This window comes from Nocardia sp. NPDC052254, assembly GCF_040679495.1.
GTDB lineage: Bacteria > Actinomycetota > Actinomycetes > Mycobacteriales > Mycobacteriaceae > Nocardia.
The window spans coordinates 71,721-95,523 of the sequence record NZ_JBFAUW010000018.1 but is presented as its reverse complement, the minus strand read 5'-3'; the positions used below and the strand labels follow the sequence as shown (position 1 = coordinate 95,523).

The following is a 23,803-nucleotide window of genomic DNA, read 5'->3' as shown; positions in this document are numbered from 1 at the left end:
CTGCCGACCGGACCATCACCTACCGCACCGCCGTCGTTCTCGCAGGATCGCTCGCCGGACTACCGTCATGCCTTGCGCTGTGCGGACGAACGGGCCGGGTTGCCCTGTCCGGCGGCCTTGGGATCGAGCTCGTCCTGTTCGGCGCGCACCCCTGCCTCCACTCGGTCACCGATGTTCTTGTCGACATTGCGCCAGTAGTCGAAGGCGCGGGCCAGTACCGGCTCGGTGACCCCGTTGAGCAGATGCCCGACGATGTTGTCCACCAACCGTTCCCGGGCCGCATCATCGAGCACCTCGCGGACCATGGTGCCGGCCTGTCCCCAATCGTCGTCGTCCCGGCGCAGGGTGTATGCCTGCCGGACCATCTCGCCGTCGGTGTACCAACCGGCGGTGGGACCGGCCAGGCCGGGCTCGGCATGCGGTCCGCCCTTGGAGTTCGGCACGTAGACCGGATCACCCGGATTGTGGTGGCGCATGTGCCCGTCCTTGGTGTAGGAGTTCACGGGCGAGGTGGGCGCGTTGACCGGGAGTTCCTTGTAGTTCGCGCCGATCCGGTGACGGTGGGCGTCCGGATAGGAGAACCAGCGGCCCAGCAACATCTTGTCCGGGCTCGGACCGGTGCCCGGCACGGAATTGCTGGGTTCGAAGGCGGCCTGTTCGATCTCGGTGTGATAGTCGGAAGGGTTGCGGTTCAACGTCATCCGGCCGACTTCGTGCAGCGGATAGTCGCCGTGCGGCCACACCTTGGTCAGATCGAACGGATTGAACCGATAGGTCTTGGCCTCCTCGAACGGCATGATCTGCATTTTCAGCGTCCAGCTCGGGTGGTCGCCGCGTTCGATCGCCTCCCACAGATCGCGGGTGTGGTAGTCGGTATCCATCGACGCCATCTGGTCACCCTCGTCCTGGGTGAAGAACTCGACGCCCTGGTCGGTCAGGAAGTGGTATTTGACCCAGTACTTCTCCCCCGCGGCGTCGACCCACATGTAGGTGTGGCTGGAATAGCCGTTCATGTGGCGCCACGTGCGCGGAATACCGCGATCACCCATCAGCCAGGTGACCTGATGCGCCGACTCCGGCGACAGGGTCCAGAAGTCCCACTGCATATCGTGATCACGTAAGTTGTTGTCCGCGCGGCGTTTCTGGGATCGGATGAAGTCCTGGAACTTCATCGGATCACGCATGAAGAAGATCGGCGTGTTGTTGCCGACCAGATCGAAATTGCCCTGCTCGGTATAGAACTTCAGGGCGAATCCGCGCGGATCCCGCCACGTGTCCGGGCTGCCGCGCTCACCGGCCACCGTGGAGAACCGGGCCAGCATCGGAGTCTTCTGCCCGGGCTGGAAGACCTGTGCGCAGGTGTAGGCACTCACGTCCTGCGAGACCTCGAAAGTGCCGAACGCGCCGCCGCCTTTGGCGTGCGGCTGGCGTTCGGGGACGCGTTCGCGGTTGAACGCGGCCATCTTCTCGATCAGATAGGCATCGTTGAGCAGAATCGGTCCGTCGGGGCCGACCGTCAGCGATCGCTCGTCGCTGGCGACGGGTATGCCGGCGTCGTCGGTGGTGAAATTCTCGGCGCGAGTGGTGTCGACCATGTCTGTTCCTCTCCAGCCAATCAGTGACCCTGCCGTTGTGGTGGTTCCAATTCGTCATGCGCTCGGACGCGGCGGCTTTCCAGCGCTATCCAGGTGATCCCGCCGATCAGGCACACCGCGCAGACGACACCGGCCACGATCGCCCAGCCACCGAAGCCGTATCCGGCCGCGGTGAGTGTCAGCGCCAGTGCCACCATGCCCAGGGCACACAGCACGATGCCCGGAATGTTGTAGCCATCCTCGATCCCCTCCCCGGCGTGGCGCCGGGAAGTCCGCAGTATCCGCCGACGCCGGGTTGCGGTCGCACTGTGTGATTCCGTCATCATGGCACCTCCCGTTTCCGGTTTCGGCCACGCAGGAAGTACTCCTCCCTGCTCACGGGCGTACTACCCGCAAACCACGGTTCGAATCACAGACCGATTCAGCGATATCACACCGATACAGCCGGCTCGGCGCACCGCTCCCCGGCGGGGCGCGGGCACCAGGCGCGGGCCAGGGCCCGGTAGCCGCGGTCGGCCAGGCGGTGCTCCTCGTGGGCGAGATCGGCCAGCCTGGGGTCGTCGCCGATCGCGCGGTCCAGGATGCTCAGGTGGTGGGTCAGCTCGTATTGGAGTTGTGCGCGGGCCCGGCGACCTTCGGGGGTGTGGGCCGCGTCGAGGCGTTCGACGGCGGCGACGGCATCGGCGGCTCGCGCGGATTGCGAGCGGACCAGGCGACGAGGGAAGAACCGGCTCCCGCCCCAGGCCACGGCGACCGCGATGAACGCGCCGATCACGGTGTCGATGAAGCGGTCGGCGCCCAGGCCGCTGAGCTCCTCACCACCGGCCGCGCCCACCGACACCAGCACCATGGGGGTCAGCGCGGCCAGTGCGAGGGCGTAGTTCAGTGGGAACAGCAGATACTGAACGACCATGCAGACGACGACGATCGCGACGGCCCACCACACGGTCGGATGGAAACACGCCACGACCGAGACGACACCGACCCCGATGAGCGTGCCGACGGTGCGATGCGCGGCGCGCCGGGTGGCGGCGACCCGGTCCATCCACTGATTGATGACGATCGCACTGGTGAGGATCGCCCAGTACGGATGGCCGACGCCGAAAACCTGACTGATCGTGCCGGCGATGCCCGCGGCCAGGCCCATCCGCCAGGCGGTGAACCACTCCACCGAAGACCCGCGCAGCGCGTGACCGAGCAGCCACCGCCAGCCGGGCCGAACGATCACAGGCTCGACATGTGCCTCCGGTAGCACCGATTCGGCACCGGCGACCGCCGCCGAGAGTCGCCGTTCGATATTCGTCAGTTCGAGCACCATGTCGCGGTAGCCCTCGCCCCGGTCGGCCGGCCACGCGGACTGCACCGTCAGCCAGGCGTTGCTCATCGCTTGGTAGGCGGCATTGCGCAGGACCCGGGCCTGCGGACCGTCGTCACCGGCACGCAGATACTCCTCGACGGCCGACCGGGCGGAAGCGATCGCGCGCCGCTCGGGAGCACGCGGCGCGAAGGCCAGCGGGACGAGCAGCAGGACCGAAACCAGCAGGGCCGCAAAGACTGTCACACCGACCATCCGCCAGCCGACGGCCGGATCGGATCCGAAGTAGGTGCCCAGCACGGCGGCGTAGAACATCATCACCGGACTGGGGCCCCGGGTCAGCAGGAATGCGTAGTACAGGACGGTGCAGACCACGATGGCCACCACGCTGAAGGGGACGATCGCCCATCGCAGTGGTGCGACGAGTACACCGGCCGACATGGACACGGTGATCGCGGCCGTCACCAGGAGGCTGTTGCGCAGGCGCGCCCACAGCGGCCGGCCGCTTTCCCAGAAGGGGACGAATGCTCCCATCATCGCGATCATTCCCAGATGCGGGCCGAAGATCAGACAGCACACCAGGGTGGTGGTCGCCGCGACGATGGCGGCCACCACATTCGGCGCCATCGTTCCGGGTGTGTAGCGAGGTGCGAAGAAGTCCCACACTGCCGTCGCGACCCGTTGCCATCCCGATGCCGAGAACACGAAACTCCTTACCCCGGCCACTGCGACGCGACCACATAAATGAACAGACTATTTATATAATAGGGTGAGGTGGCACCGGACGGTCGTGCCGGGGCGTCGGGACGACAGAAGGGCAGGGTCGGATGACCAGCACACCGCCACCCCGCCGGGGGCGCGGGAGACGACCGCTGGATCAGGTCCGGGCCGATGTTCTGCAGGCCTGCGCGCAGATTCTCATGGCGCACGGGATCACCGGCTTCACCGTCGAGAAGGTGATCGCGGCCTCCGGTGTGAGTTCGGCGACCATCTACAAACATTGGCCCTCACGCGGTGCGCTGGCCCTGGACGGATTCCGGCATGCGGTCGGTGAGCAACTCGCCTTCGAAGACACCGGCGACGTGCGCGCCGATCTGATCCGATCGGTGACCGCCTTCGTCCGCCTGGCCACCAGCCGTCCGGCCGGCCCGATATTCGGCCAGCTCATCGGTGCCGCGCAAACCGACACCGAACTGGCGGCACAGTTCCAGCACCACTACTTCGGACCCCGGCGCCGCGAGGTGTTCGAGTTGCTCGACGCCGCCAAGGAACGCCGCCAGATCCCCGCCGATGCCGATATCGGGCTGCTGGTGGATCTCATCTGGGGCGCGTGCTACATGCGGTTGCTCCTGCCGAACCTCACCGATCAGCTCACCGAGGAATTCGCGATCGAGGTCGTCGACCGGGTACTCAGCGGGGTCCTCGACGAAGCCGGATGAGGCGATCCGCGAACGGTGCTCCCTGGGGGATCCGATTCGACGTCGCGGCCGGCCGGAACGCGTGGGCCATGACGCCCGCCGCGCCTCACCACGCGTAGAAACGTTGCGCGCGAACAGGTTCCATAGGGCGCGGACAACGAGAAACCGCAGGCCCCGCCCGGCGTCGAGCCGGACGGGGCCAGTATCGCCGCACAAGTTCGCGGAGTTTCGGTCGCCTACTTGGCCGGTGTCACCGACGGCTGGCCGATGGTGGTGAAGTACTGGATCGCGGAGCCGATCGCCACCGGCGCGGTGATCAGGATCTGGCCCGCGAGGGTACCCAGCGCACCGACGGCGACGATGCCGCCCAAGCAGCCGACGGCCGCCGCCGGAATGAACCCGCCGAACAGGCCCACGATCGCCGCCGCGGCCACGGTCGCGCCCGCGATACCGCCGAGCACGCAACCCGCGGCGGCGCCACCGAGACCACCGATCAAGGTGCCGAGACTGGCGCCCATCAGGATGGTGCTGGTCAGGCGCGACCATGCGGCCTGCTCACGGTCGTAGTCGCTCTTCCACGGCGCCGTGTTCTCGAACGGCAGGGCTGCCGGCTTGTAGGCCGCGTGTGCCATGTCGAACTCTGGCCTCAGAGTCGCGGTGCGACCGGCGATGTCGGCCACGATCGGAAACTCGAATTCGTCGACCCGGAATTGCAGCGGCATGCCGGTGAGCACGGAGCCGTTGGCGGCCTTGATCTTGAAGACACCGTCCTCGACGACCATCGACCCGGAATCGGTGGTGACGATGGACTGCGTGTCGGTGGCGTGGGCGGTGAAGCCGACCGCGTCGTCGGCGCCGGACTGGGCACCGGCGGAACCAGAGGCCATCCCGATCGCGGCCACCAGACCGGCGGCCACCGTTACGATTTTCCTCATCTTCGCTTCTTTCCTCTCGGCTTCTCTCCTGGATGGCGGCGTGCCGAGCGCGCCGGGTGCCGAGCGCGGACAGCGCCGGGCAGTTCTGCGTGTCGATGTGCTGTCCGGTCTCGAGACGACCCACATCACTTCCGCTCGGGAAGTGATGGCACGGTGCCCGAGCGCATCGTTCGAGGTCAATGCGTTCGGTCCACTCAGCTGACCGCCGTTGCGGCGACGGCCGGGAACTTCGCCGCCGGTTTGCTCAGCGAACCTGATTCGTTTTCCGAACCGGGTGGCTGCTCGATACTGAGTCGTCGACGCCCCTGTTCGACGCACTCCCGCACATCGAGGTACGCAGTAGATGCCCGAGACAACCGGACAAACAACCGGATTCCTCCGACCGGCGATATCGGAGGGGATCGCGACGATCACGATCGACCGTCCGCCGGCCAATGCCTTCGATCCCGCCTTGATCGCGGAGTTCCTGGAACTGCTCCCGCCGCTCGTCGCGGACCCCGGCGTGCGGTGCGTCGTCCTGCGGGGTACCGGCAGATTCTTCGTCGCGGGCGCCGACATCGCCGTCATGCGTGAACTCACCGAAGCCACCCAACGCGCGATGCGTCCATGGGTCGAGGTTGCGCGACTGCTGGAAATCGCGCCGAAGCCGGTCCTCGCGGCTCTGAACGGGCATGCGCTCGGCGGCGGCGCGGAACTGGCGCTCGCGTGCGATATGCGGGTGATGGCCGAGTCGGCGACCATGGGCTTTCCCGAGATTTCCCTCGGTCTGTTCCCCGGTGCGGGTGGCAGTCAGCGCCTGCCCCGGCTGCTCGGGGCACACCGGGCGAAACTGCTCATGATCGAGGGCACCCGCCTCACCGCCGCGGATGCCCTGCGCATCGGGCTGGTGGACCGCGTGGTCCCCGACTCCGCATTCGACGAGTTCATCGGCACGACCGCGCGCGCGCTGGCCGACAAGCCGACCGCGACGATCGGACTTCTCAAAAGCATTGTGCGCGAAGGCTCGTCGCTACCGCTGGACGAGGCGCTCGACCTGGAATTCGCCGCCGTCCTCGAGTTGATCCGAACGAGCGACGCCGCCGAGGGCCTGCAGGCGTTCCTCGACAAACGCGCGCCCACCTTCACCGGCCGCTGACCCACGAATCCGAAGGAATACCCATGCTCAGAGTTCTCCGGCGGCGCACCGTCGCCGCGCTGGTGGCAGTCGCCGCATTCGCGGTCGCGACCACCGCCTGCACCCGGCCGGCCACCCAGGCAGTCGGCAATGGTGGTGACCTGGTTCGCATCTCGGTCGGCGTCGACCCCTCCTACGCACCGTTCTTCCTCGCCGACAAGGAAGGCATGTTCGCCGCGGCCGGCCTGAACGTGCAGATCATCCAGACAGAGGGCGGTGCGGCGGGCGCGCAGAACGTCGTGGCCGGTACCTCGGAACTGTCCGGGAACGCGGATTCGACCGCGCTCACCGTCATGGCCGGGAATCCGGGACTCCGGGCGCTGGGTGCGTACGAGGACTCCGATCGATACTTCCGGATCGTGCTGCGCAAGGGCGCCGCTCCGAATTCCATCCGGAAGATGGGTGTCTTCCCTGGCATCGGGCTGTATTTCACCGACCGATACCTGCGCAGCCTCGGGCTGGACCCGGCCTCGATCTCCCTGGTGACGACCAGTCCGCCCGAGCAACCCGCATTGCTCGCGCGCGGCGATATCGACGGGTTCATCTCGTTCGATCCCTGGGTCTCCCGGGCGGTGGCCTCCGACGGTCACGTCGCCGGGACGACGGGCGACTTCGGCGCGAAATATTCGCAGTGGCTCCTCGCATCGCAAGGCTGGCTGTCCACCCACGAGCAACTCGCCGGGCGGGTGTTTCGCGTGATCGCGCGGGCCGCGGACGTCATCGCGGCGGACCCGGACCGCGCGACGAAAGCGGTGGCCGATGCCATCCACATGGACCCGGCCGAGGTACGCAACCAGGTGACCCAGATCGATTTCAAGGGACGCGATTTCACCTCCGGCGATATCGAGCAGGCGGGTCAGCTCGTGGACTTCTTCCGCGGTCAGGGCAAGCTCGGCGGCCCGGTGGACCCGAAGGAGGTCATGCTCAGCGGCTGGTTCGGCCGCAACAGCCAGTAGACACTGCCCCGCCTGCCGACCACGCCGGTCGACGGCACAGCATCATGGCCCTTCGCCGCCGGAGGGCGCACATCGTATGGAATGGAGCACCGCGTGGCCGAATCCACTGTTCGTGTCGTGGAACTGTCGAGCCCGTTCACTCGATTCGCCGGGCGGATCCTCGTCGGCCTGGGGTACGAGGTCGTTCTGGTCGAGCCCCCCGAGGGCGATCCGACGCGCCGCGAACTCGACGGATACGCGTTCGCCCACTGGCACGCGGGCAAGCGCTCGGTCGTCCTGGATCTCGGCGCCCGTGCGGATCGGGCCGCGCTCGGGGATCTGCTCGCGAGTGCGGACATCCTGCTCGACGGAACCGATACCCGTTCCGAACCCATTGTGGCCGAGCATGATTCGCTCGTCCACGTGCGCGTCACGCCGTTCGGAGTGTCCGGCCCGCACAGCGGCTGGGCGGCAACGAATCTCACGGTCGCCGCGATGGGCGGGATGATGGCCCAAGTCGGTACGCCCGACGGTGCACCGCTGAGTCTGCCGGAGGGGCAGGCCGAGCAACTGGCCGGGGTGAACGCGGCGATCGGCGCGCTGCTGGGCCTGCGCGCCAGGCGTTTCGGGCGCGCACCATTCGTCGACATCTCGGCACAGGAGTGCGTCGCGGCGAGTCTCGAAGCGGGGACCCTCGCATACCTGCACGAAGATCGTGTTCCCGGCCGGCCGGGCCGGGTGCATCCGCTGGTGCCACACGGATTGTTCACTGCCGCGGACGGATTTCTCGGCGGTGGCCTCGGCGGCAGTCCCCGAATGTGGGACGCGACGCTGCGGTGGCTGGTCGAGGAAGGTGCGCAGGAGGACCTGGATCATCCGCGCTGGAGTGATCCTGTGGAACGAAAAAACCACCAGGATCACATCTTCGCGATCCTGCAGCGCTTCCTGGCGAAGTGGCCGAAGGAAGAGTTCGCCGTCCGCGCGCAGGAACGCAAGCTGCCCTGGGCCGCGGTGGACGGCGCCGCCGAACTGCTCGTCAATCCGCAACTGAACGACCGCGACTTCTTCCTCGATGTCGTCTCCGGCACTCAGGTGACCCGTGACCTGGGATTCGGTTTCGCGTTCCCCGAAGGACGCCGGGTCCGCGAACTCACCGTTGCCGAACTCGGCGGCAGCCAGTCGTTGATCGCCGAAACACGTACGCCCACAAGCCAGCTCCCGGCCGATGATCCGCGGCCGGGCTGCGGCAGCCTCGACGGGATCCGGGTACTCGACCTGACCTGGGTGCTGGCGGGCCCCTATTGCACCAGAATTCTCGCCGACCACGGCGCCGAGGTCATCAAGGTCGAATCGCTGGGACGGCCAGACCCGACCCGCTTCGCACCTGCCATGCACCTGTCCCGGGGTCCGCACGACGATCCCGACACGAGTGGCTATTTCAACGACGTCAACCGGAACAAGCGCAGTATCACCCTCGACACCCGAACCCCCGAGGGCCTGGAAGTGCTCGCCGATCTGATCGCCGCGAGCGATGTCGTCATCGAGAACTTCAGCTCGTCGGTGATGACGAGAATGGGCTTCGGGTACGAGCGGCTGCGTGAGCTACGGCCCGACATCGTGTACGTCTCGATGTCGGGCATGGGACACACCGGGCCTCGCAGCAGCTGGGTGTCCTACGCCGACATCGTCTCGGCGAGTACCGGTCTGACGGCGTTGACCGGCTGGAATGCCGACGACGTCGTCGGCGTCATCTACGGTCACGGCGACATCGTGGCCGGATTGCAGGCGGCGACAGCGACCGTGGCCGCCCTCGAACACCGCGACCGCACCGGGCGCGGCCAGCATGTGGACCTCTCTCAGCTCGAGGCGATGGCCGCGCACATGGGCACCGCCGTGATCCGGTCCACCGGGACCGGGCGAGTGCCGGAACCACAAGGAAACACCCACACCGCGTATGCGCCGCACGGCGTGTTCCGCTGCCTGGGCGCCGACCGCTGGGTATCGATCGCGGTACGCGACCAGGCCGACTGGCGAGCCGTGTGCGAGTTGATCGGACATCCCGATTGGGCGGCTGGCGAGGACTTCCGCACCGTCGAGCAGCGACGGGCGCGCGATTCGGAGATCACCGCGGCGATCACGGCGTGGACCAGGACACTGCCGGTCCAGTTGGTCACCGAGGCTTTGCAGAGCGCGGGCGTGCCCGCGGGCTCGGTGCAGGACGGCCGAGATCTGGTCGAAACCGATGCCCATCTGCGTGCCCGCGGCTTCTACGTGCGCCGTACGCACCCTCGCGCGGGCGCGTTCCTGCACGAGGGCCTGCCCATCCGGCTGGATCGCATGGGTGGTGCAATCCATTGCGCCGCACCGCTTCTGGGCGCCGATACCGATTCGGTGCTCCGCGACATCCTGCGGTACCCCCCGGACCGGATCGCTGGGCTGCATGCGATGTCGATCCTGTCCTGAACCGCTCATCCACTACCTGAAGGAGACCCATGCGCGCCGCCCGGCTGCACAGTTTCGGTGAGGCACCCGTCCTCGACGAGATCGACATCCCCGCTCGCACAGCGGGCCAGACGCTGGTGCGTATCGACGCCGCGGCACTCGGCCACCTCGATATGACCGTCGCGAGCGGCAAGTTCGACATCACACCGCCGCTGCCGCACATCGGCGGCACCGACGGCGCCGCGACCGTCGTCGAGTCCGACACATTCGAGCCCGGGACACGGGTACTCGTTCGCGGCGGCGGAATCGGGCTGGTCAAGAACGGTTGCTGGGCAGAGTATCTCGTCGCTGCCGACAAGGCGTTCATGCCGTTCGACGCCGACCTCCCGCCGGAAGTGGCGGCGACCTTCTTCCTGCCGAGCACCACCGGGTACGTCGCGGTGCACGATGTCGCCGAGGTCCACGCCGGAGAGCGCGTGCTGGTATCGGGTGCATCGGGCGCGGTCGGTTCGATGGCCGCCCAATTCGCGTTGCTCGCCGGTGCCGCGGAGGTGATCGGAGTGGTGCCCCGGCAAGACCAGGTGGAGTTGCTGCCCGCCGGAGTCCGTCCGATCGTCGGGCGCGGCGCCGAACTGGCCGGGCAGCTGGGCGACGAGCCTGTCGCCGAGGTCTTGATCGATACCCTCGGGGGCGACTCGTTGTCCCCACTGCTCGCCCGCGTCGCGCCGGGCGGGCGGGCCGCGCTGATCGGCTACACACTCGGAACCGAGCTGACCCTCGATCTGCCCAATTGGCTGCTGAGTGATGTAAAGATACTGCCGGTCAACATGATTCGCAAGGGCGCCCGGCAAGCCGAACTCGCTCCCGAACTGATCGAGAGGCTGGCCGCGGGCGAGGTGCGGCTGGCGGTACAACAATTCCCTCTGGACCAGATCGCCGCCGCCTTGACGCTGATGCGCGAAGGCAAGGTGGCCGGGCGCGCCGTCGTCGTACCATGACCGCCGACGCGTCCACCCCCGCGGCGGAGCCCGGCGATGCGCCCGATACCGAAGCGGGGCTTCCGGCGGCGATGACCATTCCGGCGCTGCTGGTCCTGCGGGCCGAAGAGTGTGCGGACCGGATCGCCGTGCGCGCCGGTGAGCTCGCGGTGAATTATCGCGACCTCGTGTGCCGGGCATCCTCCATGGCGAATGCCTTGCACGCGAAGGGAGTTCGCACCGGCGATCGCGTCGCGGCGCTGCTGGACAATCGGGTGGAGCTCATCGATCTCCTGCTGGGCTGCGCCTGGCTGGGCGCCGCCGCGGTGCCGCTGAACACAGCGCTGCGGGGTGACGGTCTGCGTCACGCGCTCAGCGAATCGGGTGCGCACTGGTTGTTCACCGAGCCGCGATACGCCGGTCGGGTCGAGGCGACGGGGTTCAGCGGCGTGTGCTGGATCGCCGGCTCTTCTTCGGCCCCGCAGGTCGATCCGGCGGCGACCGAGCCGCCCCTCGAACCGGCACCGGTTGCCGATCTCGATCTCGCGGTCGTGCTGTTCACCTCGGGCACCACCGGCCTGCCCAAGGGCGTCCGGTGCCCGCATGCCCAATTCCTCTGGTGGGGTGCGGGAGTCGGGCGTTCGCTCGGTCTCGGACCAGGCGACGTCCTCTACAACTGCTTGCCGTTGTTCCACACCAACGCGCTCGGCTCATTGTTCCAGGCACTGGTGTGGCGCGCCACATTCGTTCTCGGAGAACGGTTTTCGGCCAGCAACCATTGGGCCCGCGTCGAGCAGTCCGGCGCCACGGTCACCTATCTGCTCGGTGCCATGGTGGCGATGTTGATGAACCGTCCACCCGCTGCCGGCGATCGTGCTCACCGGGTCACCCGGGCGCTGTCGCCCGCCACGCCGGCGCACCTGTACGAGCCGTTCCGGAACAGATTCGGTATCGACCTCGTCGACGGGTTCGGCACCACCGAAACCAATCTCGTCATCGGGTCGCTGCCGGGCTGTCGCCGGGACGGCTTCATCGGCACGGTGATGGACGGATACGAGGCCACCGTCGTGGACGCGGGCCGCCCTGTCGCCGACGGCACCCCGGGTGAGCTGGTCGTTCGCAGTCTGCGACGCGGTGGGTTCGCGGCGGGGTATCTCGGTGCTCCCGTCCCGGCCGCCGATGCCCGCCTGCACACCGGGGACCGGGTGATCCGCGACTGCGACGGCTGGTTCCGATTCGTGGATCGCATCAAGGACGTGATCCGCCGGCGCGGCGAGAACATTTCGGCGACCGAAGTGGAAGCCGCTCTGTCCCAGCACCCGTGCGTCGCAGAGGTCGCGGCCTTCCCGGTCCCGTCCGAGCTCGCCGAGGACGAGGTGATGGCGGCGATCGTGCCGCGCGATGGTGCCATCGTCGACCCCGCGGAGCTGTTGCGCTTCGCCGAAGGGCACCTCGCCCACTTCGCCCTCCCCCGCTACATCGATCTGGTGCCGGCACTGCCGCTCACCGAGACGGGCAAGGTACGCAAGCAGGAACTGCGCGCTCGCGGTGTCGGGCCGGGCACCTGGGACGCCGAACGCCGGGGCTTCCGGCCGACGCGTACACGCTGACCATGGTCAGCCTGCGCGCCCGTCGCCCGGACCCCGGTACGCGGACCGCCGAGTCTCGCGGCCGACAGGTTCGCGAAGACCGGGAACAGTCCCGAGCACAGGTGGCCGGACACCCTGCGACGTGGGAACGTCGAGCCGACGCCTTTCAGCTGACGGGACTCAGCGCCCGCACCCGTTGAACGAACACATCGCCGCACTGCACGACGAACTGTCGCGAGGCGACACCTCACCCGGTGTATGCGTGCAGCGCATCGCCTGCAGCGTCCGGGTGATACCCACGCCCGCGGTCCGCAGAGCACCGGTGATACGGCTGACGTTGAGCCGGGCGGTGGGCGCGGTGACCGACAACGCGCCTGCCAGCACCCGCGGGCCGCTGAACACCGGGACGGCGACGCTCATGTACCCGAGTCGCGTCTCTTCCACCTCGACGGCCAACTGCTCCTTGCGCATTCGCTCGAGTTGCGTGCGCAGAACGCCGACGGACATTGTGGTGCGGCTGGTGAGCGCGGTGAACCCTTGCTCGACCACCTCCTCGAACACCGATTGCGGCGAGAAGGCCAGGATGATCTTGCCGGTCGCGGTGCAGTACAGCGGCAACCGGCCCGCTACACGCGATTGCTGGTTGAGTCCGCGATGGCCGATGATCTTCTCGATGTAGAGCACGTCGATGCCGTCGCGCACCGCGAAGTGCACCGTCTCCTGCGTAGCCAGGAGCAGATCCTCCATGTACGGCAGGGCGGCGTCGCGCAGGATCCGCTGCCTGGGCACGAGCTGGCCGAGTTCGAACAACCGCAGACCCAACCGGTATTTGGTGCCCGCTCGTTCCAGCAGGCCCCATTCCACCAGCTCACCGGCCAGCCGGTGCACCGACGCCTTCGCGACACCGCTGCGGCGTGCCAGCTCGGTCAGCGACAGGTCGCTACACCGGCTGTCGAACGCGTCGAGAATCAGGCGGGCCTTGCCCAGTACCGAGGACATCTCGGTCCCGGCATGCTGAGCTGCCGTGATGGGTACCACCGGTCCTGGTCCACCGGGTCCTCGTGTGGCTGTCGTCAAGGGGTGCCTCCTGGTGGGTCGGACGTGCGGGAGTTCGATTCGGCCGTCCCGAAGCAGCGGCCCGCTCATCTGATGCCGTGACGCTACGGGACGGGTGCCATGAGAGGCACGTCACAGAGTCCGCTCAGTGGACCCGTTCCACGGTGTTCACATCGGACCAGGTGACCACGGCGGATGCCAGGAAGCCCCGCACCGATGCGGCCACCGCCGCGGCCTCGCGCTCGATGAGCGCGACCGTGCCGTTCTCGATCACGGCGCGGCGGACGACGCGGGCCGCGGTGAGACGATCGGCCAGGACGGGAAGCTGGGGCATCGAGAACGGATCGCGGCCCGCGCCGATCAGGAGCACAGGAGCGGTCACCGCACCGATGCGGTCCTCCATGCGGTAGCGGGCACACGCCCGATGGCCTTCGGCCGGGTCGACGCCGGGTGCGAGCGCGTCACGGACGAACCGGTCGAGCAGGCCCGCGACCGGTTCCGGATAGTACGGCCGGCGCAGGTCCCAGAGAGTGTGCAGGTGGGTGCCGTCTTCGCGCTGCTCGGCCCGGTCCACACCCCCTCCGCCATGATCGGCCCGGTAGTGCTCGTCGGTCCACGGACACGACGACAGCAGCAGCGCTGCGATCCGATCGCCGGCCGCCGCCATTTCCAGTGCCACCGCCGCACCGGTGTGGTGCCCGAGGACCGCGGCATGATCGATGCCGAGCGCGTCCAGCAGTTCCCACGCGCCACGGGCGAAGCCCTCGATGGTTTGTGGCGCAGGCAGTTTCGCGCTCGCGCCGAAACCCACCATATCCATCGCGATCACCCGGTGGCCGTCGGCGAGCAGCGGGATCAATTCGCGGAATTCGTCCCAGGAACGCGGCGTCTGGTGCAGCAGGAGCAGCACCGGGCCGTCACCCTGCTCGGCGTAGTGCAACTGGCCGAAAGAGGTGTCCGCGTAGGCGAATCGGAGATCGGCGCCCATCAGTGCGCCGCCACCATCGGGGTGTCGACGCCGATCACGTCGATCTTCGCCGCGCCGCCCGGGCTGCCCACCGGCTCGGTGCGGGTCGGCAGAATATCGAGGAAGAACCGCTTGTTGTCTTCCTTGAATTCCGGTGCGGCCTTACGATCCACCGTAATCGCCTCGACCGGGCACGCCAATTCGCATGCGCCGCAGTCGATGCACTCGTTCGGATTGATGTACAGCTTCCGATCGCCTTCGTAGATGCAGTCGACCGGGCATTCCTCCATGCACGAGCGGTCGGTGTAGTCGATGCAGGCCTCGCCTATCACGAATGCCATTGCCTCAGCCCTCCTGTTCGGTGGAATGTCCGGGAAAGATCTCCGCGTCCGGATCGAGAACGGCCGCCGCGTTGTTCACCGCGGTGGCGGCCTCGCCGAAGCCGACCGCGATCAGACGCACCTTCCCCGGGTAGTCGGTGATGTCGCCGGCCGCGTAGACACGCGCGACATTGGTCTCCATGCGGGTGTTCACGACGATGTGCCGGGCATCGATGTCGATTCCCCATTCGGTCAGCGGGCCCAGGTCCGCGGTGAAACCCAGTGCGGCGATCACGGATTGGGCCGGCAGGGTGGTCGTCGACTTGTCGATCTTGTGCTCGATGTCGACCTCGCCGATCCAGCCACTTCCGCGCACGGCCGCCACATCGGCGTTGACCAGCACCCGCACCGAGCTGTCGTAGACCTTGGCCACGGTCGACCTGTGCGCGCGGAACTTGTCGCGTCTGTGTACCAGGGTGACGGAATTGGCGATCGGCTCGAGATGTACCGCCCAGTCGAACGCGCTGTCGCCGCCCCCGACGATCACCACATCGCGTCCCTCGTGCACCGACAGGTCGGGAACGAAATAGCTCAGCCCCCGATCCAGGAAATCGAGCCCCTTACTCAAGGGGCGGGGTGTGAAGGTCCCGATTCCGCCGGTGATGACGACCGCGCCCGCGGTGATGACGCGGCCCCTGCTGGTCGTGACGATCGGATCGCCGGACGCGTTGTGCGCCAAGCCCATCGCCTGCTCGCCCAGCAAATAGATCGGATCGAACGGTTCGGCCTGAGCGAGCAGTCCCCCGATGAGGTCGCGTCCCGTGATCGCGGGGAATCCCGCGATGTCGAGGATGGCCTTCTCTGGATACATCGCGCTCACCTGGCCGCCCGGTTCGGCGAGCGCGTCCACCACGGCGACGCGCAGACCGCGGAAACCCGCGTAGTACGCGCCGTAGAGTCCCGCCGGGCCGGCACCGACGATGAGGATGTCGACGTCGAGCTCGGCGCCGGTCGAGGTAAAGGACGATTCGTTCACGATGAGAACGCTAATCATTGTGCGGCCCTTGATAAATGAACTCGGTCCGGTCAGCAGACTCCGTCCGGGCCGAGGTGCACGCACGCGGCGGGCCCGGCGACCACGAGAAGTGGTCGCCGGGCCCGCCGGACAGCGAAAAACAGTGCGCGATTCAGGCTGCGAAGAGCTCCGGTTCCTCCGCCGCGATCTTCTGGATGATGGTCGAGTACGCGAACCAGCCGACCTTCTCGGTGCCCACCGCCGCATAGGTCTGGGCCGCGATCTTGTCGTGCAGGGCGATCGGATCTCCGGCCGCACGCGCGGCCAGTTCGGCCTGCATCGATCGCTCCATGGACACGTACCACCACACCGCGCTCTCCACCGAGGTGCCCACGGTCAGGTGCCCGTGATTGGTGAGGATCACCGCCTTGCTGGACCCGAGCGCTTGCGCGATCCGCCTGCCTTCCTCCTCGTCCAGCGCGACGCCGTGATACTCCTCGTAGAGCGAGTGGTCGTCATGAAAGGCGCAGGCGTCCTGCGTGATCGGCGACAGCAGGCGATGCAGCGACGAGAACGCCTTGCCCTGCAAACCGTGGGCGTGCACGGCACCGATCACATCCGGTCTGGCCTCGTGAACCTTCGAATGGATGACGAACGCGGCCCGGTTCAGTGGCCCGCTTCCGGACAGGATCGTGCCGTCCGCGGCCACGTGCAGCAGTTCCTCGGGCGTCACCTTCGAGAAGTGCCGGCCGAAGGGCGCGGTCCAGAAGGTGTCGGGCCGCTCCGGGTCACGCGCGGTGATGTGCCCGGAAATACCCTCGTCGAGCCCGAACCGCGACAGGATGCGATAGCCGCCGATCACCGCGATCTTGCGGCGCCGGCGTTCCTCGCCGAGGTCACCGGATTGCGGCCGCTCCGGGATCCCGGCGAGTTCGGCGATGGTGGGTGTCTGTTCCATTGCGTCCCTCACTATTTGACGCCGTAGCGGGCCAGGAACTTCGCCGAGAGCAACCGCAACACCCGGTCGAAGACGAAACCCATGATGCCGAGCACGATGATCCCGACGAACGTCCAGTCGATCCGGCCGTAATTGCGGGCCTGCCAGATCATCGACCCGATGCCGCGATCGGCGGCCACGATCTCGGCGGAGACGATGGTCAGAAAGCTGTTGCCCATCGCCAGCCGGGCTCCGGTGACGATGCCGGGTACGGCCGAGGGCAGCACGACGGTCTTCATCAATTGCAGCCGATTCGCGCCCAGACTTGTCGCGGCCTGGAGTTTGTTCTCACTGATCGCGACCGTGGCCGCGATGGTGCTCACCGTGACGATGAATACGGAGGTGTAGAAGATCAGCACGATCTTGGAGGTCTCACCGATGCCGAACCACACCACCGCCAGCGTGACGAAGGCGATCGGCGGGATGAAGCGGAAGAACTCGATGTACGGGTCCAGCAGTTGCCGCACGACGTCGACGCGCCCCATGAGGATGCCGATCGGGGCGCCGACCACGACACCGAGGCTCCAGCCGAGCAGAATTCGTTGCGCCGACGCCGAGACCGAGGACCACAGCACGCCGCGCTGCGCCAGTTCGACCGCCGCTGTCCACACCTGGACGGGTGAGGCGATGGTTGTCGGCCCGTACCACCAGGCGAGCAAGGACCAGACGACCAGCCCGAGCACGCCCGACGCCACCCACAGCAGCGCGGTGCGAGTCACCCGGCCCGCCGCTGCCAGCGACTTACGTTGTGTGCGTTTGACATTCACACTCGCGGCGGGTGCCGCAGGGCTCTGCGTCATGGCGGTCACAGCTCGTCCTCCTCGATACCTTGATTGCGCAACGAGGCCACGACCTCGGCGCGGATGTCGTCGCGCAACTGCTCGTACAGATCGATCACGTCCGGATGGGCGCGATCGCGCGGGCGGGGTGCGTCGACCTGGTAGATGCTCTTGATGCGCGCCCGCGGCCCCGCGGACATGACCACGACGCGGTCGGCGAGAGTGAGCGCCTCGTCGATGTCGTGGGTGACGAAGACGACGGTGCAGCCGGTGTGGCGCCAGATCTTGTCCAGCTCGATCTGCAGGACCTGCCGGGTCTGTGCGTCGAGGGCGCCGAACGGCTCGTCCATCAGGACCAGCGAGGGCTGATTGGCCAGCACGCGGGCGATCTGGACGCGCTGGCGCATACCGCCGGACAACTGCGACGGGAATTTCTCACCCGAATGCGGCAGGCCCACCATCGCCAGATATTCGGCCGCGATCCGAGCCTGTTCGGCCTTGTTGGCCCCGCGCATGCGCGGTCCATAGGAGACGTTCTGGCTGACGGTCATCCATTCGAACAGCGCCTCCGAACTCTGGAAGACCATGCCCGCGTGGGCATTGCCGCCCCTCACTACCGTTCCGTCACAGTGGATTTCGCCCACCGAGGGTTCGATGAATCCCGCCATCGACGACAGCAGGGTCGATTTCCCGCAGCCGCTGGGACCGAGCAGGCAGACGAATTCGCCCTCCCGCACCTGCAGGTCGATTCCCGCGACGATATCCGCGGCACCGAAACTGATTCCGAGGTCCTGGATGTCGACGGGGACGCCCTTGATCGCTGTCACACTCATTGCGCACTCTTCCTGTACCAGTCGGTCAGCATCGCCGACTGCAGGTCCGGTTGATCGGTGAGGGCACCGACCTTCTTGTAGAAATCGACGACCGACTGTGCCGAGGCGATGTCGCGCGCGGTCAGATTCTGGACACCGAAGTCGATTTCCTCGACGGCGGTGATGGTCTGGTCCTCGTCCACGTTCACCGCGGCCTTGGTCGCCTTCGCGGCTGCCGCGGGATCGGATTCGACCAGCTGTGTCGCCTTGTCGAGAACCTCGGCGACCTTGCGCGCGGTGTCGTCGTGCGCGGCCAGCCACGGCTGGGTGGTGATCGCCCAGTGGTGGTAGAGCCAGCCGTAGTCTCCGGTGCGGGCCACGACATGTCCGGTGCCCTGGGTCACCGCCGTGGCGGGCCACGGCTCCCACAGCACATAGCCGTCGATGTCGCCCCGGCTGAGTAGCGCGGGCATATCGGTCGGAGTGGCCGTGATCATCTTGACCGAGTCCGGCCGAACGCCGTGCGCCTCGAGATACTTTTCGGTGGATATCTGACTCAGGCCGGGAACGATGCCCATCTTCTGGCCCGCGGCCGGCGCATCGATCCCCTTGCGCAGCACGGCTTTGATGTAGTCGCCGGAGGCTTCGTAGGAGTACATCGCCCGCAGCGACGGATTCTGGCGCAGCTGCGAGATCGTGGTGGTGTCGGAGCTGCCCGCGATCTGGACCTGTCCGGTGGACAGCGCGTCGACGGCCTCGCCGCCGCGGCCGAATTGCACCAGAGACACATCCAGGCCGGCCTCCTTGAACAGACCCTTCTGATCGGCGACGAAGAACGGGGCGTAGGAGGCATCGATGCCGACCGCGATCCGGATCGCGCCACCGGCCGAATTTGCGGTGCTGTGCGTGGCTGGGCGGCTGCACGCACCGACGCTCACCAGGACAAGTACTGCCGCCGCCGCGAGGGCGGTGGTTCGGAATCGAGATCGCCAGGCCATGTACCGACACCTTCGTTCTGTGATCTGGGCCGCATTTCACGCGGTGGTGTGAAGGAACTTAGCCACGCCGATCGGGGCTGAAAATCTTCTGGGTCCGCCGAACGGACCGAGGTCGACGGCCTTACCCGGACGAAACATCCGGTAGCGATCGAGGGCGCGTTCCAGAAACTTGGGCGCAATGTGCTCGCGTGGTCGCATTATTTTCGGAGCGTCCAGCGCGGTCGGTCGCCCGCGCAGACACGGGCCACGTTTTCCGCGGTCATCGCGTAGATCTTTCGCCGGGCGGTATCGCTGCCGCCGCCGATGTGCGGGCTCAGCAGCACGGTGTCCAGCGTGCGCAGCGAACTGTCGGCGGCGAGCGGCTCGGTGGCGAAGACATCGAGTGCGGCGCCCGCGATGTGTCCGGATCGCAGTGCGGCCACGAGCGCCGGTTCGTCCACCACCGCGCCACGCGCGACGTTGACAACCAGCGCGCCGGGCGGCAGCATCGCCAGCTCACCGGCGCCGATCAGCCCGCGTGTGTGCTCGGTCAGCGGGACCGCCACCACCAGCACATCGGAATCGGCCAGCAGCTCGGCCATCGGCAGGAACCGTGCCCGCGCTCCGCGATGAGCGGCACGCGCCGTGTAGGCGACCTCGCATCCGAACGCGGCGAACAGCGCCGCGCAGCGACGGCCGATCGCACCGAAACCGATGATTCCCGCCCGCAGCGCTCCGATGTCGCGGCAACCGCGCGTCAGTACCGCCTCCTGTGGCCAGCGCCCCGCAGCCACCTCGTCGTGCGCCCACGGTATCGATCTGCTCAGGCTCGCCGCGGCGACGACCGCCCACTCCGCGACCGACGCCGCGTTGGCGCCCGGGGTGTTGGCCACCGGGACACCGATCGCGGCCCATGCGGGCACATCGATGAAGTTCACGCCCACCCCGGGCTGCTGAATCAGCATGAGACGCTGGGTCATTGCCGCTTCGGTGGCGCCCAGCGGGAGTTCACCGCTCCAGTCGCCGACGACGACATCGGCGTCCGGGAGCAGCCGGTGCAGTTCGTCGATATCGCGCGAGGCCGGACGCACGACCTGCCCGGCCGTGCCGACCGCGGCCCGAATCCGCGCTCCGAGCGCATCGTCGGCATCCGCGGTCAGCAACACGATGCGCTTCATCCGTTCCTCCTCACACATGTGGCGGGCCGGTCACGCACCGCATGCGTGACCGGCCCACGATGGTCGTGGCTCGCCGGCTCAGGCCGTCGCCTTCGCTTTCGCCGACGCCTCGGCCAGGAATTCCAGGCTCAGCGGGTTGTACCGGGCCGCCTGCTCGTGCTGCGGCCAGTGGCCGCACTCGGGGTAGAGCTGCAACCGCGCGCCGGGGATGTCCTCGGCCATCTTCTTTGCCTCCGGAACGTCGCCGAAGGGGTTCTCGTGGCCCCAGACCACCAGCGTGGGCGCTTGGATGCGGGCGAGCCGGTCCGGTCGCAGCAGGTTCCGCTGCCGGGTCTCCATCTCCTGCAGGGACAGCAGGTTGTGGATGTTGGCGACGAAATCGGGCTGGTGGTAGATCCGGTGCCGGACTTCGACGAGTTCCTCGGTGGCATTGGCGGGGTCGTGCATCAGCAGTCGCAGCCGTTGCCGGGTCAGTTCGATATCGTCGCTGCGCACCGCTTGTGTGGTGGAGGTCTTGATGCGGTCCATGATGACAGGGTTCGCGACGGTGCCGCCCGCGGCGAGCAGTTGCAGCGACAGCACGCGCTCGGGCAGCTCGCTGGCGAGGTGGGCGGCTACCCAGCCACCGAGCGACTCCCCCACCAGATGCGCCCGCCGCAGTCCGACAGCGTCGAGGTAGTCGACCAGATGCGCCACGTAGCGCGGGATCTCGTAGGGATAGTCGGGCTTGCCGGTGTAGCCGTGCCCGAGCATATCGATGGCATGGCATTCGTAGTGCGGCGCGTGCGCGGCGACATTGCGGGCGAATGCCTCGAGATGACCGCTGGTGCCGTGCAGGAACACCACCGCTTCCTCGCCCGCACCGGCCCGCAGCGCGCGGGTGGGGATGCCGTTGGCGTCGACGGTCGCCAGACTGAAGTCGAGTCCGGCCAGTTCGTTCCAGATGGTCATGATCGTGTCCTTCGTGACGATGAATCGGGGTCGAGAATCGCTACGCCCATTCCGGTGAGCCATTCCGGAATGGCCTCGTAGACAAGACGTTCGGCGGGGATGTAGTCGAGGATCGCGGCCATCATGAGCCAGGTGCGCAGCTCCTGCGCGCCGTTTCCGGCCGCTTCCTCGACGTAGCTCGTGGTGTATTCGGCGAGTTCCGAGGCTTTGCCGGCCTCGAACAGGTCGAGCAGGCGATCGTCGAACTCGGGAGTGATGGCGGCCTCGGCTGCCCGGATGATCTCGCGGCGGCGCACGTCGTAGTCCGACCAGTTCTCCCGGCCGTCGAGCCAGGCGCGGACCATGAATGCCTCATCCTCGCCGTGCGGGTCGCGCCAATCCGGCCAGGGCAGCCGATGCGAGAGCCCACCGGAGGCGATGACGACGACCCGCTTGTCCGCCGGAAAGCTCGCGATCGCCGCGCGAATCGCCGAAGCGAGTTCCGCACAGCGCTGGAAGGTGGGCAGCGGTGGTGCGAAGACATTGACCACGAGCGGCACGAGCGGCACGTCGAGTCCGTCGAGCAGGTACTGCACGGCATGAGACTGCCCGTGGTCGATCTGCATCCGCGCCGAGTACGCCAGATCGAAGCGTCCGCCTTCGATCACCGTATTCGTCAGATGCCGTGCGAACTCGACATCGACCGGCTGCGGTCCCTTCGGGGTTCCGGATTCACCGCTGGAAATACATTCCCCCACACCGAGAGTGAAGGCCGGAATGAGATCCAGCCAGAACCCGCGGAAGTGGTTGGAGCCGATGATCAGCGCGACATCGGGCTTCGCGGCCGCGATCCGGTCCCGCGTGGTGTGCAACGCGTCCCGGAAGCGTTCGGCTTCGGCCTTGTGTGTGGTCTGTTCCCAGTGGGTGTTCATCAGGGTGCTGTGCGAGGCGCCGACACCCAGCACTATTGTCGCCATCAGCCGATCCCTACTTCCTCGAGGTTGCGGGTGACCGTGTCGAGTGCGACACGGACGAGATATCTGGTGAGCTTCTCCGCTTCTCGGAGGTCGACGGTGTTCATACCCATCGCGAAGTCCACCTCGAACGGTGCGTCGGCGACCTTCGGCATGCCGACTCGTACGGTGGGAATCCCGCGGCCGCGCAGGATATTCGCGTCGGTCGCGCCGCTCGCGTCGCGAGCCTCCCGGTGTGGCTCACCCTCGGCCGCTTCCCATGCCTCGATGGCGCTGCGGCACAACCACATCCGCGGATCCGACCCCTCACCCGGGATCGCCAGGATCTGTTCCACGTCGACCCGGGCATCGAGATCGGCCGCTATCTGCCGCACCGACGCGACGAGTTCACGTTTGGCCGCGGTGGGCGTGGTGCGTGGGCTGAGCCGCAGGTCGACCAACATGCGCACACACGCCGGAGTGAACGACGCGGTGCGCTCCCACCCGCCGCGGATGTTCGCGACCATGCCCTGCGGCAGGACGAGCCCGTCGTCGTGTGCCTGGGAGTACCGGGGAAACCATTGCTCGAGCCGGGCGGCGACCGCACCCGCGAGTGCCACCGGATTCCGGTATGGCAACCGATGCCGCGAGCCCACATAGGTGTGGCTGCCGTGCACCGTGATCTCGAACCACGCGAGCCCGACCTCTTCCCACGACACCGTCCATCCGGGCTTGGCGATCAGCGCGAAGTCCGCCCACACCCCTTGTTCGAGCAGGAACGAACAGCCGACGCCCTGACCTGTGTTGCGCCGCGGATTGCCCACGCCGGGACGAGCATTGGTCGGCATCCCACCGGCACCGAAACCCAATAGCAGGTCTCCGGTGAGCGGCACGCCGGCCGCGCGGATCGCCTCTCCCGCCGCCAGGACGCAGGCGGCGTGTCCTTTGGGGTTGGAGGCGCCGAGACCGATGAGGTGATCCTCGATATTCGTGGCGTGGGCCGCCATATCGGCGCGCAGCGATTCACCGGCCCAGGGCAGATCCTCACCTGGGTCACCCGTGGTCACGGTATCGATCGGCGCGTACAGCAGCAGGTCCGGCCCGGTGCCGTCGCCGCGCACCCGGCCCCACGAATTGGCTTGCCGGTCATCGAGATACATCGTGTGCGACTCGATGTCCGCGGCCGCCAACGTGGTGGTGATGTGCTCGGCGAGCGGCGCCTCGTCACCGGTGGGGCTGGGTATGTCGACGAGCCCGGATATCAACTCGCGCAGCCGGTTCCGGTCCACCCGCGCACAGGCGGATTCGGTCCATCGGCGGCGCTGCTCGTCCAGGCCGGCCAGCGCGTCCGCTTGCGCGACCGTCATGGACGGACCTGATGTACCTGGGTGTTGTTGTGTCGCGCGAGAAACCGCCACGCGGCCGGTGCGCCCGCGGCG

At 67.4% G+C, this 23,803-nt stretch carries 22 protein-coding genes; 6 read left to right on the top strand and 16 right to left on the bottom strand.

Translation table 11 applies throughout. The features are described 5' to 3' along the window. Positions 1–65: 65 nt before the first annotated feature. The 3 genes from AB0L57_RS29345 to AB0L57_RS29335 all read right to left on the bottom strand — a co-directional run bounded on the left by AB0L57_RS29345 (position 66) and on the right by AB0L57_RS29335 (position 3,615). Positions 66–1,595: a catalase gene (locus AB0L57_RS29345; RefSeq protein WP_364968923.1), complete on the bottom strand. Its 1,530-nt coding sequence runs from the start codon at positions 1,593–1,595 to the stop codon at positions 66–68. 20 nt (positions 1,596–1,615) lie between these two features. Beyond that, positions 1,616–1,918, bottom strand: a complete 303-nt coding sequence (locus AB0L57_RS29340) for a hypothetical protein (protein WP_364968921.1) — start codon at positions 1,916–1,918, stop codon at positions 1,616–1,618. A 107-nt stretch (positions 1,919–2,025) separates the two neighbouring features. Beyond that, positions 2,026–3,615, bottom strand: coding sequence for an FUSC family protein (locus AB0L57_RS29335; RefSeq protein WP_364968919.1), 1,590 nt, complete (start codon positions 3,613–3,615; stop codon positions 2,026–2,028). A gap of 122 nt (positions 3,616–3,737) precedes the next feature. Between AB0L57_RS29335 and AB0L57_RS29330 the strand changes: the two genes are divergently transcribed. Beyond that, positions 3,738–4,349 carry a TetR/AcrR family transcriptional regulator gene (locus AB0L57_RS29330; protein ID WP_364968916.1) on the top strand — a complete coding sequence of 204 codons (612 nt, stop codon included), beginning with the start codon at positions 3,738–3,740 and terminating at the stop codon, positions 4,347–4,349. A 215-nt stretch (positions 4,350–4,564) separates the two neighbouring features. Here AB0L57_RS29330 and AB0L57_RS29325 read toward each other — a convergent pair whose 3' ends face one another. Next, a complete protein-coding gene (locus AB0L57_RS29325) occupies positions 4,565–5,263 on the bottom strand; it encodes a hypothetical protein (RefSeq protein ID WP_364968913.1) in 699 nt (232 codons plus the stop codon). 343 nt (positions 5,264–5,606) lie between these two features. On the opposite strand from AB0L57_RS29325, the gene AB0L57_RS29320 reads away from it, so the two are divergent. From AB0L57_RS29320 to AB0L57_RS29300, 5 genes are all read left to right on the top strand, one after another. After that, positions 5,607–6,398, top strand: a complete 792-nt coding sequence (locus AB0L57_RS29320) for an enoyl-CoA hydratase-related protein (protein WP_364968910.1) — start codon at positions 5,607–5,609, stop codon at positions 6,396–6,398. A gap of 23 nt (positions 6,399–6,421) precedes the next feature. Continuing rightward, positions 6,422–7,393, top strand: a complete 972-nt coding sequence (locus tag AB0L57_RS29315) for an ABC transporter substrate-binding protein (RefSeq protein ID WP_364968907.1) — start codon at positions 6,422–6,424, stop codon at positions 7,391–7,393. A gap of 93 nt (positions 7,394–7,486) precedes the next feature. Beyond that, positions 7,487–9,835 (top strand): CoA transferase, encoded by a 2,349-nt coding sequence (locus tag AB0L57_RS29310; RefSeq protein WP_364968904.1) that lies wholly within the window; start codon positions 7,487–7,489, stop codon positions 9,833–9,835. Between the two features lie 29 nt (positions 9,836–9,864). Further along, positions 9,865–10,812 (top strand): zinc-binding dehydrogenase, encoded by a 948-nt coding sequence (locus tag AB0L57_RS29305; RefSeq protein ID WP_364968901.1) that lies wholly within the window; start codon positions 9,865–9,867, stop codon positions 10,810–10,812. Further along, positions 10,809–12,401 (top strand): AMP-binding protein, encoded by a 1,593-nt coding sequence (locus tag AB0L57_RS29300; RefSeq protein WP_364968898.1) that lies wholly within the window; start codon positions 10,809–10,811, stop codon positions 12,399–12,401. Before AB0L57_RS29305 ends, AB0L57_RS29300 begins: the two co-directional genes overlap by 4 nt. 159 nt (positions 12,402–12,560) lie before the next feature. Here AB0L57_RS29300 and AB0L57_RS29295 read toward each other — a convergent pair whose 3' ends face one another. From AB0L57_RS29295 to AB0L57_RS29240, 12 genes are all read right to left on the bottom strand, one after another. Beyond that, complete coding sequence (locus AB0L57_RS29295; RefSeq protein WP_364968992.1) at positions 12,561–13,379, bottom strand: IclR family transcriptional regulator; 819 nt, start codon at positions 13,377–13,379, stop codon at positions 12,561–12,563. Positions 13,380–13,581: 202 nt separating this feature from the next. Beyond that, positions 13,582–14,424, bottom strand: a complete 843-nt coding sequence (locus tag AB0L57_RS29290; RefSeq protein WP_364968895.1) for an alpha/beta fold hydrolase — start codon at positions 14,422–14,424, stop codon at positions 13,582–13,584. Beyond that, a complete protein-coding gene (fdxA, locus tag AB0L57_RS29285; protein ID WP_364968892.1) occupies positions 14,424–14,744 on the bottom strand; it encodes a ferredoxin in 321 nt (106 codons plus the stop codon). The genes AB0L57_RS29290 and fdxA overlap by 1 nt, the downstream gene beginning before the upstream one ends. 4 nt (positions 14,745–14,748) lie before the next feature. Continuing rightward, positions 14,749–15,777 carry an NAD(P)/FAD-dependent oxidoreductase gene (locus AB0L57_RS29280; RefSeq protein WP_364968889.1) on the bottom strand — a complete coding sequence of 343 codons (1,029 nt, stop codon included), beginning with the start codon at positions 15,775–15,777 and terminating at the stop codon, positions 14,749–14,751. A 133-nt stretch (positions 15,778–15,910) separates the two neighbouring features. Beyond that, a complete protein-coding gene (locus tag AB0L57_RS29275) occupies positions 15,911–16,696 on the bottom strand; it encodes a class II aldolase/adducin family protein (protein WP_364968886.1) in 786 nt (261 codons plus the stop codon). Between the two features lie 11 nt (positions 16,697–16,707). After that, on the bottom strand, positions 16,708–17,535 hold the full coding sequence (locus AB0L57_RS29270; RefSeq protein ID WP_364968990.1) for an ABC transporter permease: 828 nt from the start codon (positions 17,533–17,535) through the stop codon (positions 16,708–16,710). Positions 17,536–17,540: 5 nt separating this feature from the next. Continuing rightward, entirely contained in the window at positions 17,541–18,347 is an 807-nt protein-coding gene (locus tag AB0L57_RS29265; protein ID WP_364968883.1) for an ABC transporter ATP-binding protein, read from the bottom strand. After that, positions 18,344–19,324, bottom strand: coding sequence for an ABC transporter substrate-binding protein (locus tag AB0L57_RS29260; RefSeq protein ID WP_364968880.1), 981 nt, complete (start codon positions 19,322–19,324; stop codon positions 18,344–18,346). Before AB0L57_RS29260 ends, AB0L57_RS29265 begins: the two co-directional genes overlap by 4 nt. Positions 19,325–19,521: 197 nt before the next feature. Continuing rightward, a complete protein-coding gene (locus tag AB0L57_RS29255) occupies positions 19,522–20,481 on the bottom strand; it encodes an NAD(P)-dependent oxidoreductase (RefSeq protein WP_364968877.1) in 960 nt (319 codons plus the stop codon). Positions 20,482–20,559: 78 nt separating this feature from the next. Further along, positions 20,560–21,432 carry an alpha/beta fold hydrolase gene (locus AB0L57_RS29250; RefSeq protein ID WP_364968874.1) on the bottom strand — a complete coding sequence of 291 codons (873 nt, stop codon included), beginning with the start codon at positions 21,430–21,432 and terminating at the stop codon, positions 20,560–20,562. Further along, the gene (locus AB0L57_RS29245; RefSeq protein ID WP_364968871.1) at positions 21,429–22,388 is read right to left on the bottom strand and encodes a catechol 1,2-dioxygenase; all 960 of its coding nucleotides are present in this window, start codon (positions 22,386–22,388) and stop codon (positions 21,429–21,431) included. Before AB0L57_RS29245 ends, AB0L57_RS29250 begins: the two co-directional genes overlap by 4 nt. Continuing rightward, positions 22,388–23,731 carry a deacylase gene (locus tag AB0L57_RS29240; protein ID WP_364968868.1) on the bottom strand — a complete coding sequence of 448 codons (1,344 nt, stop codon included), beginning with the start codon at positions 23,729–23,731 and terminating at the stop codon, positions 22,388–22,390. Before AB0L57_RS29240 ends, AB0L57_RS29245 begins: the two co-directional genes overlap by 1 nt. Positions 23,732–23,803 lie beyond the last annotated feature (72 nt).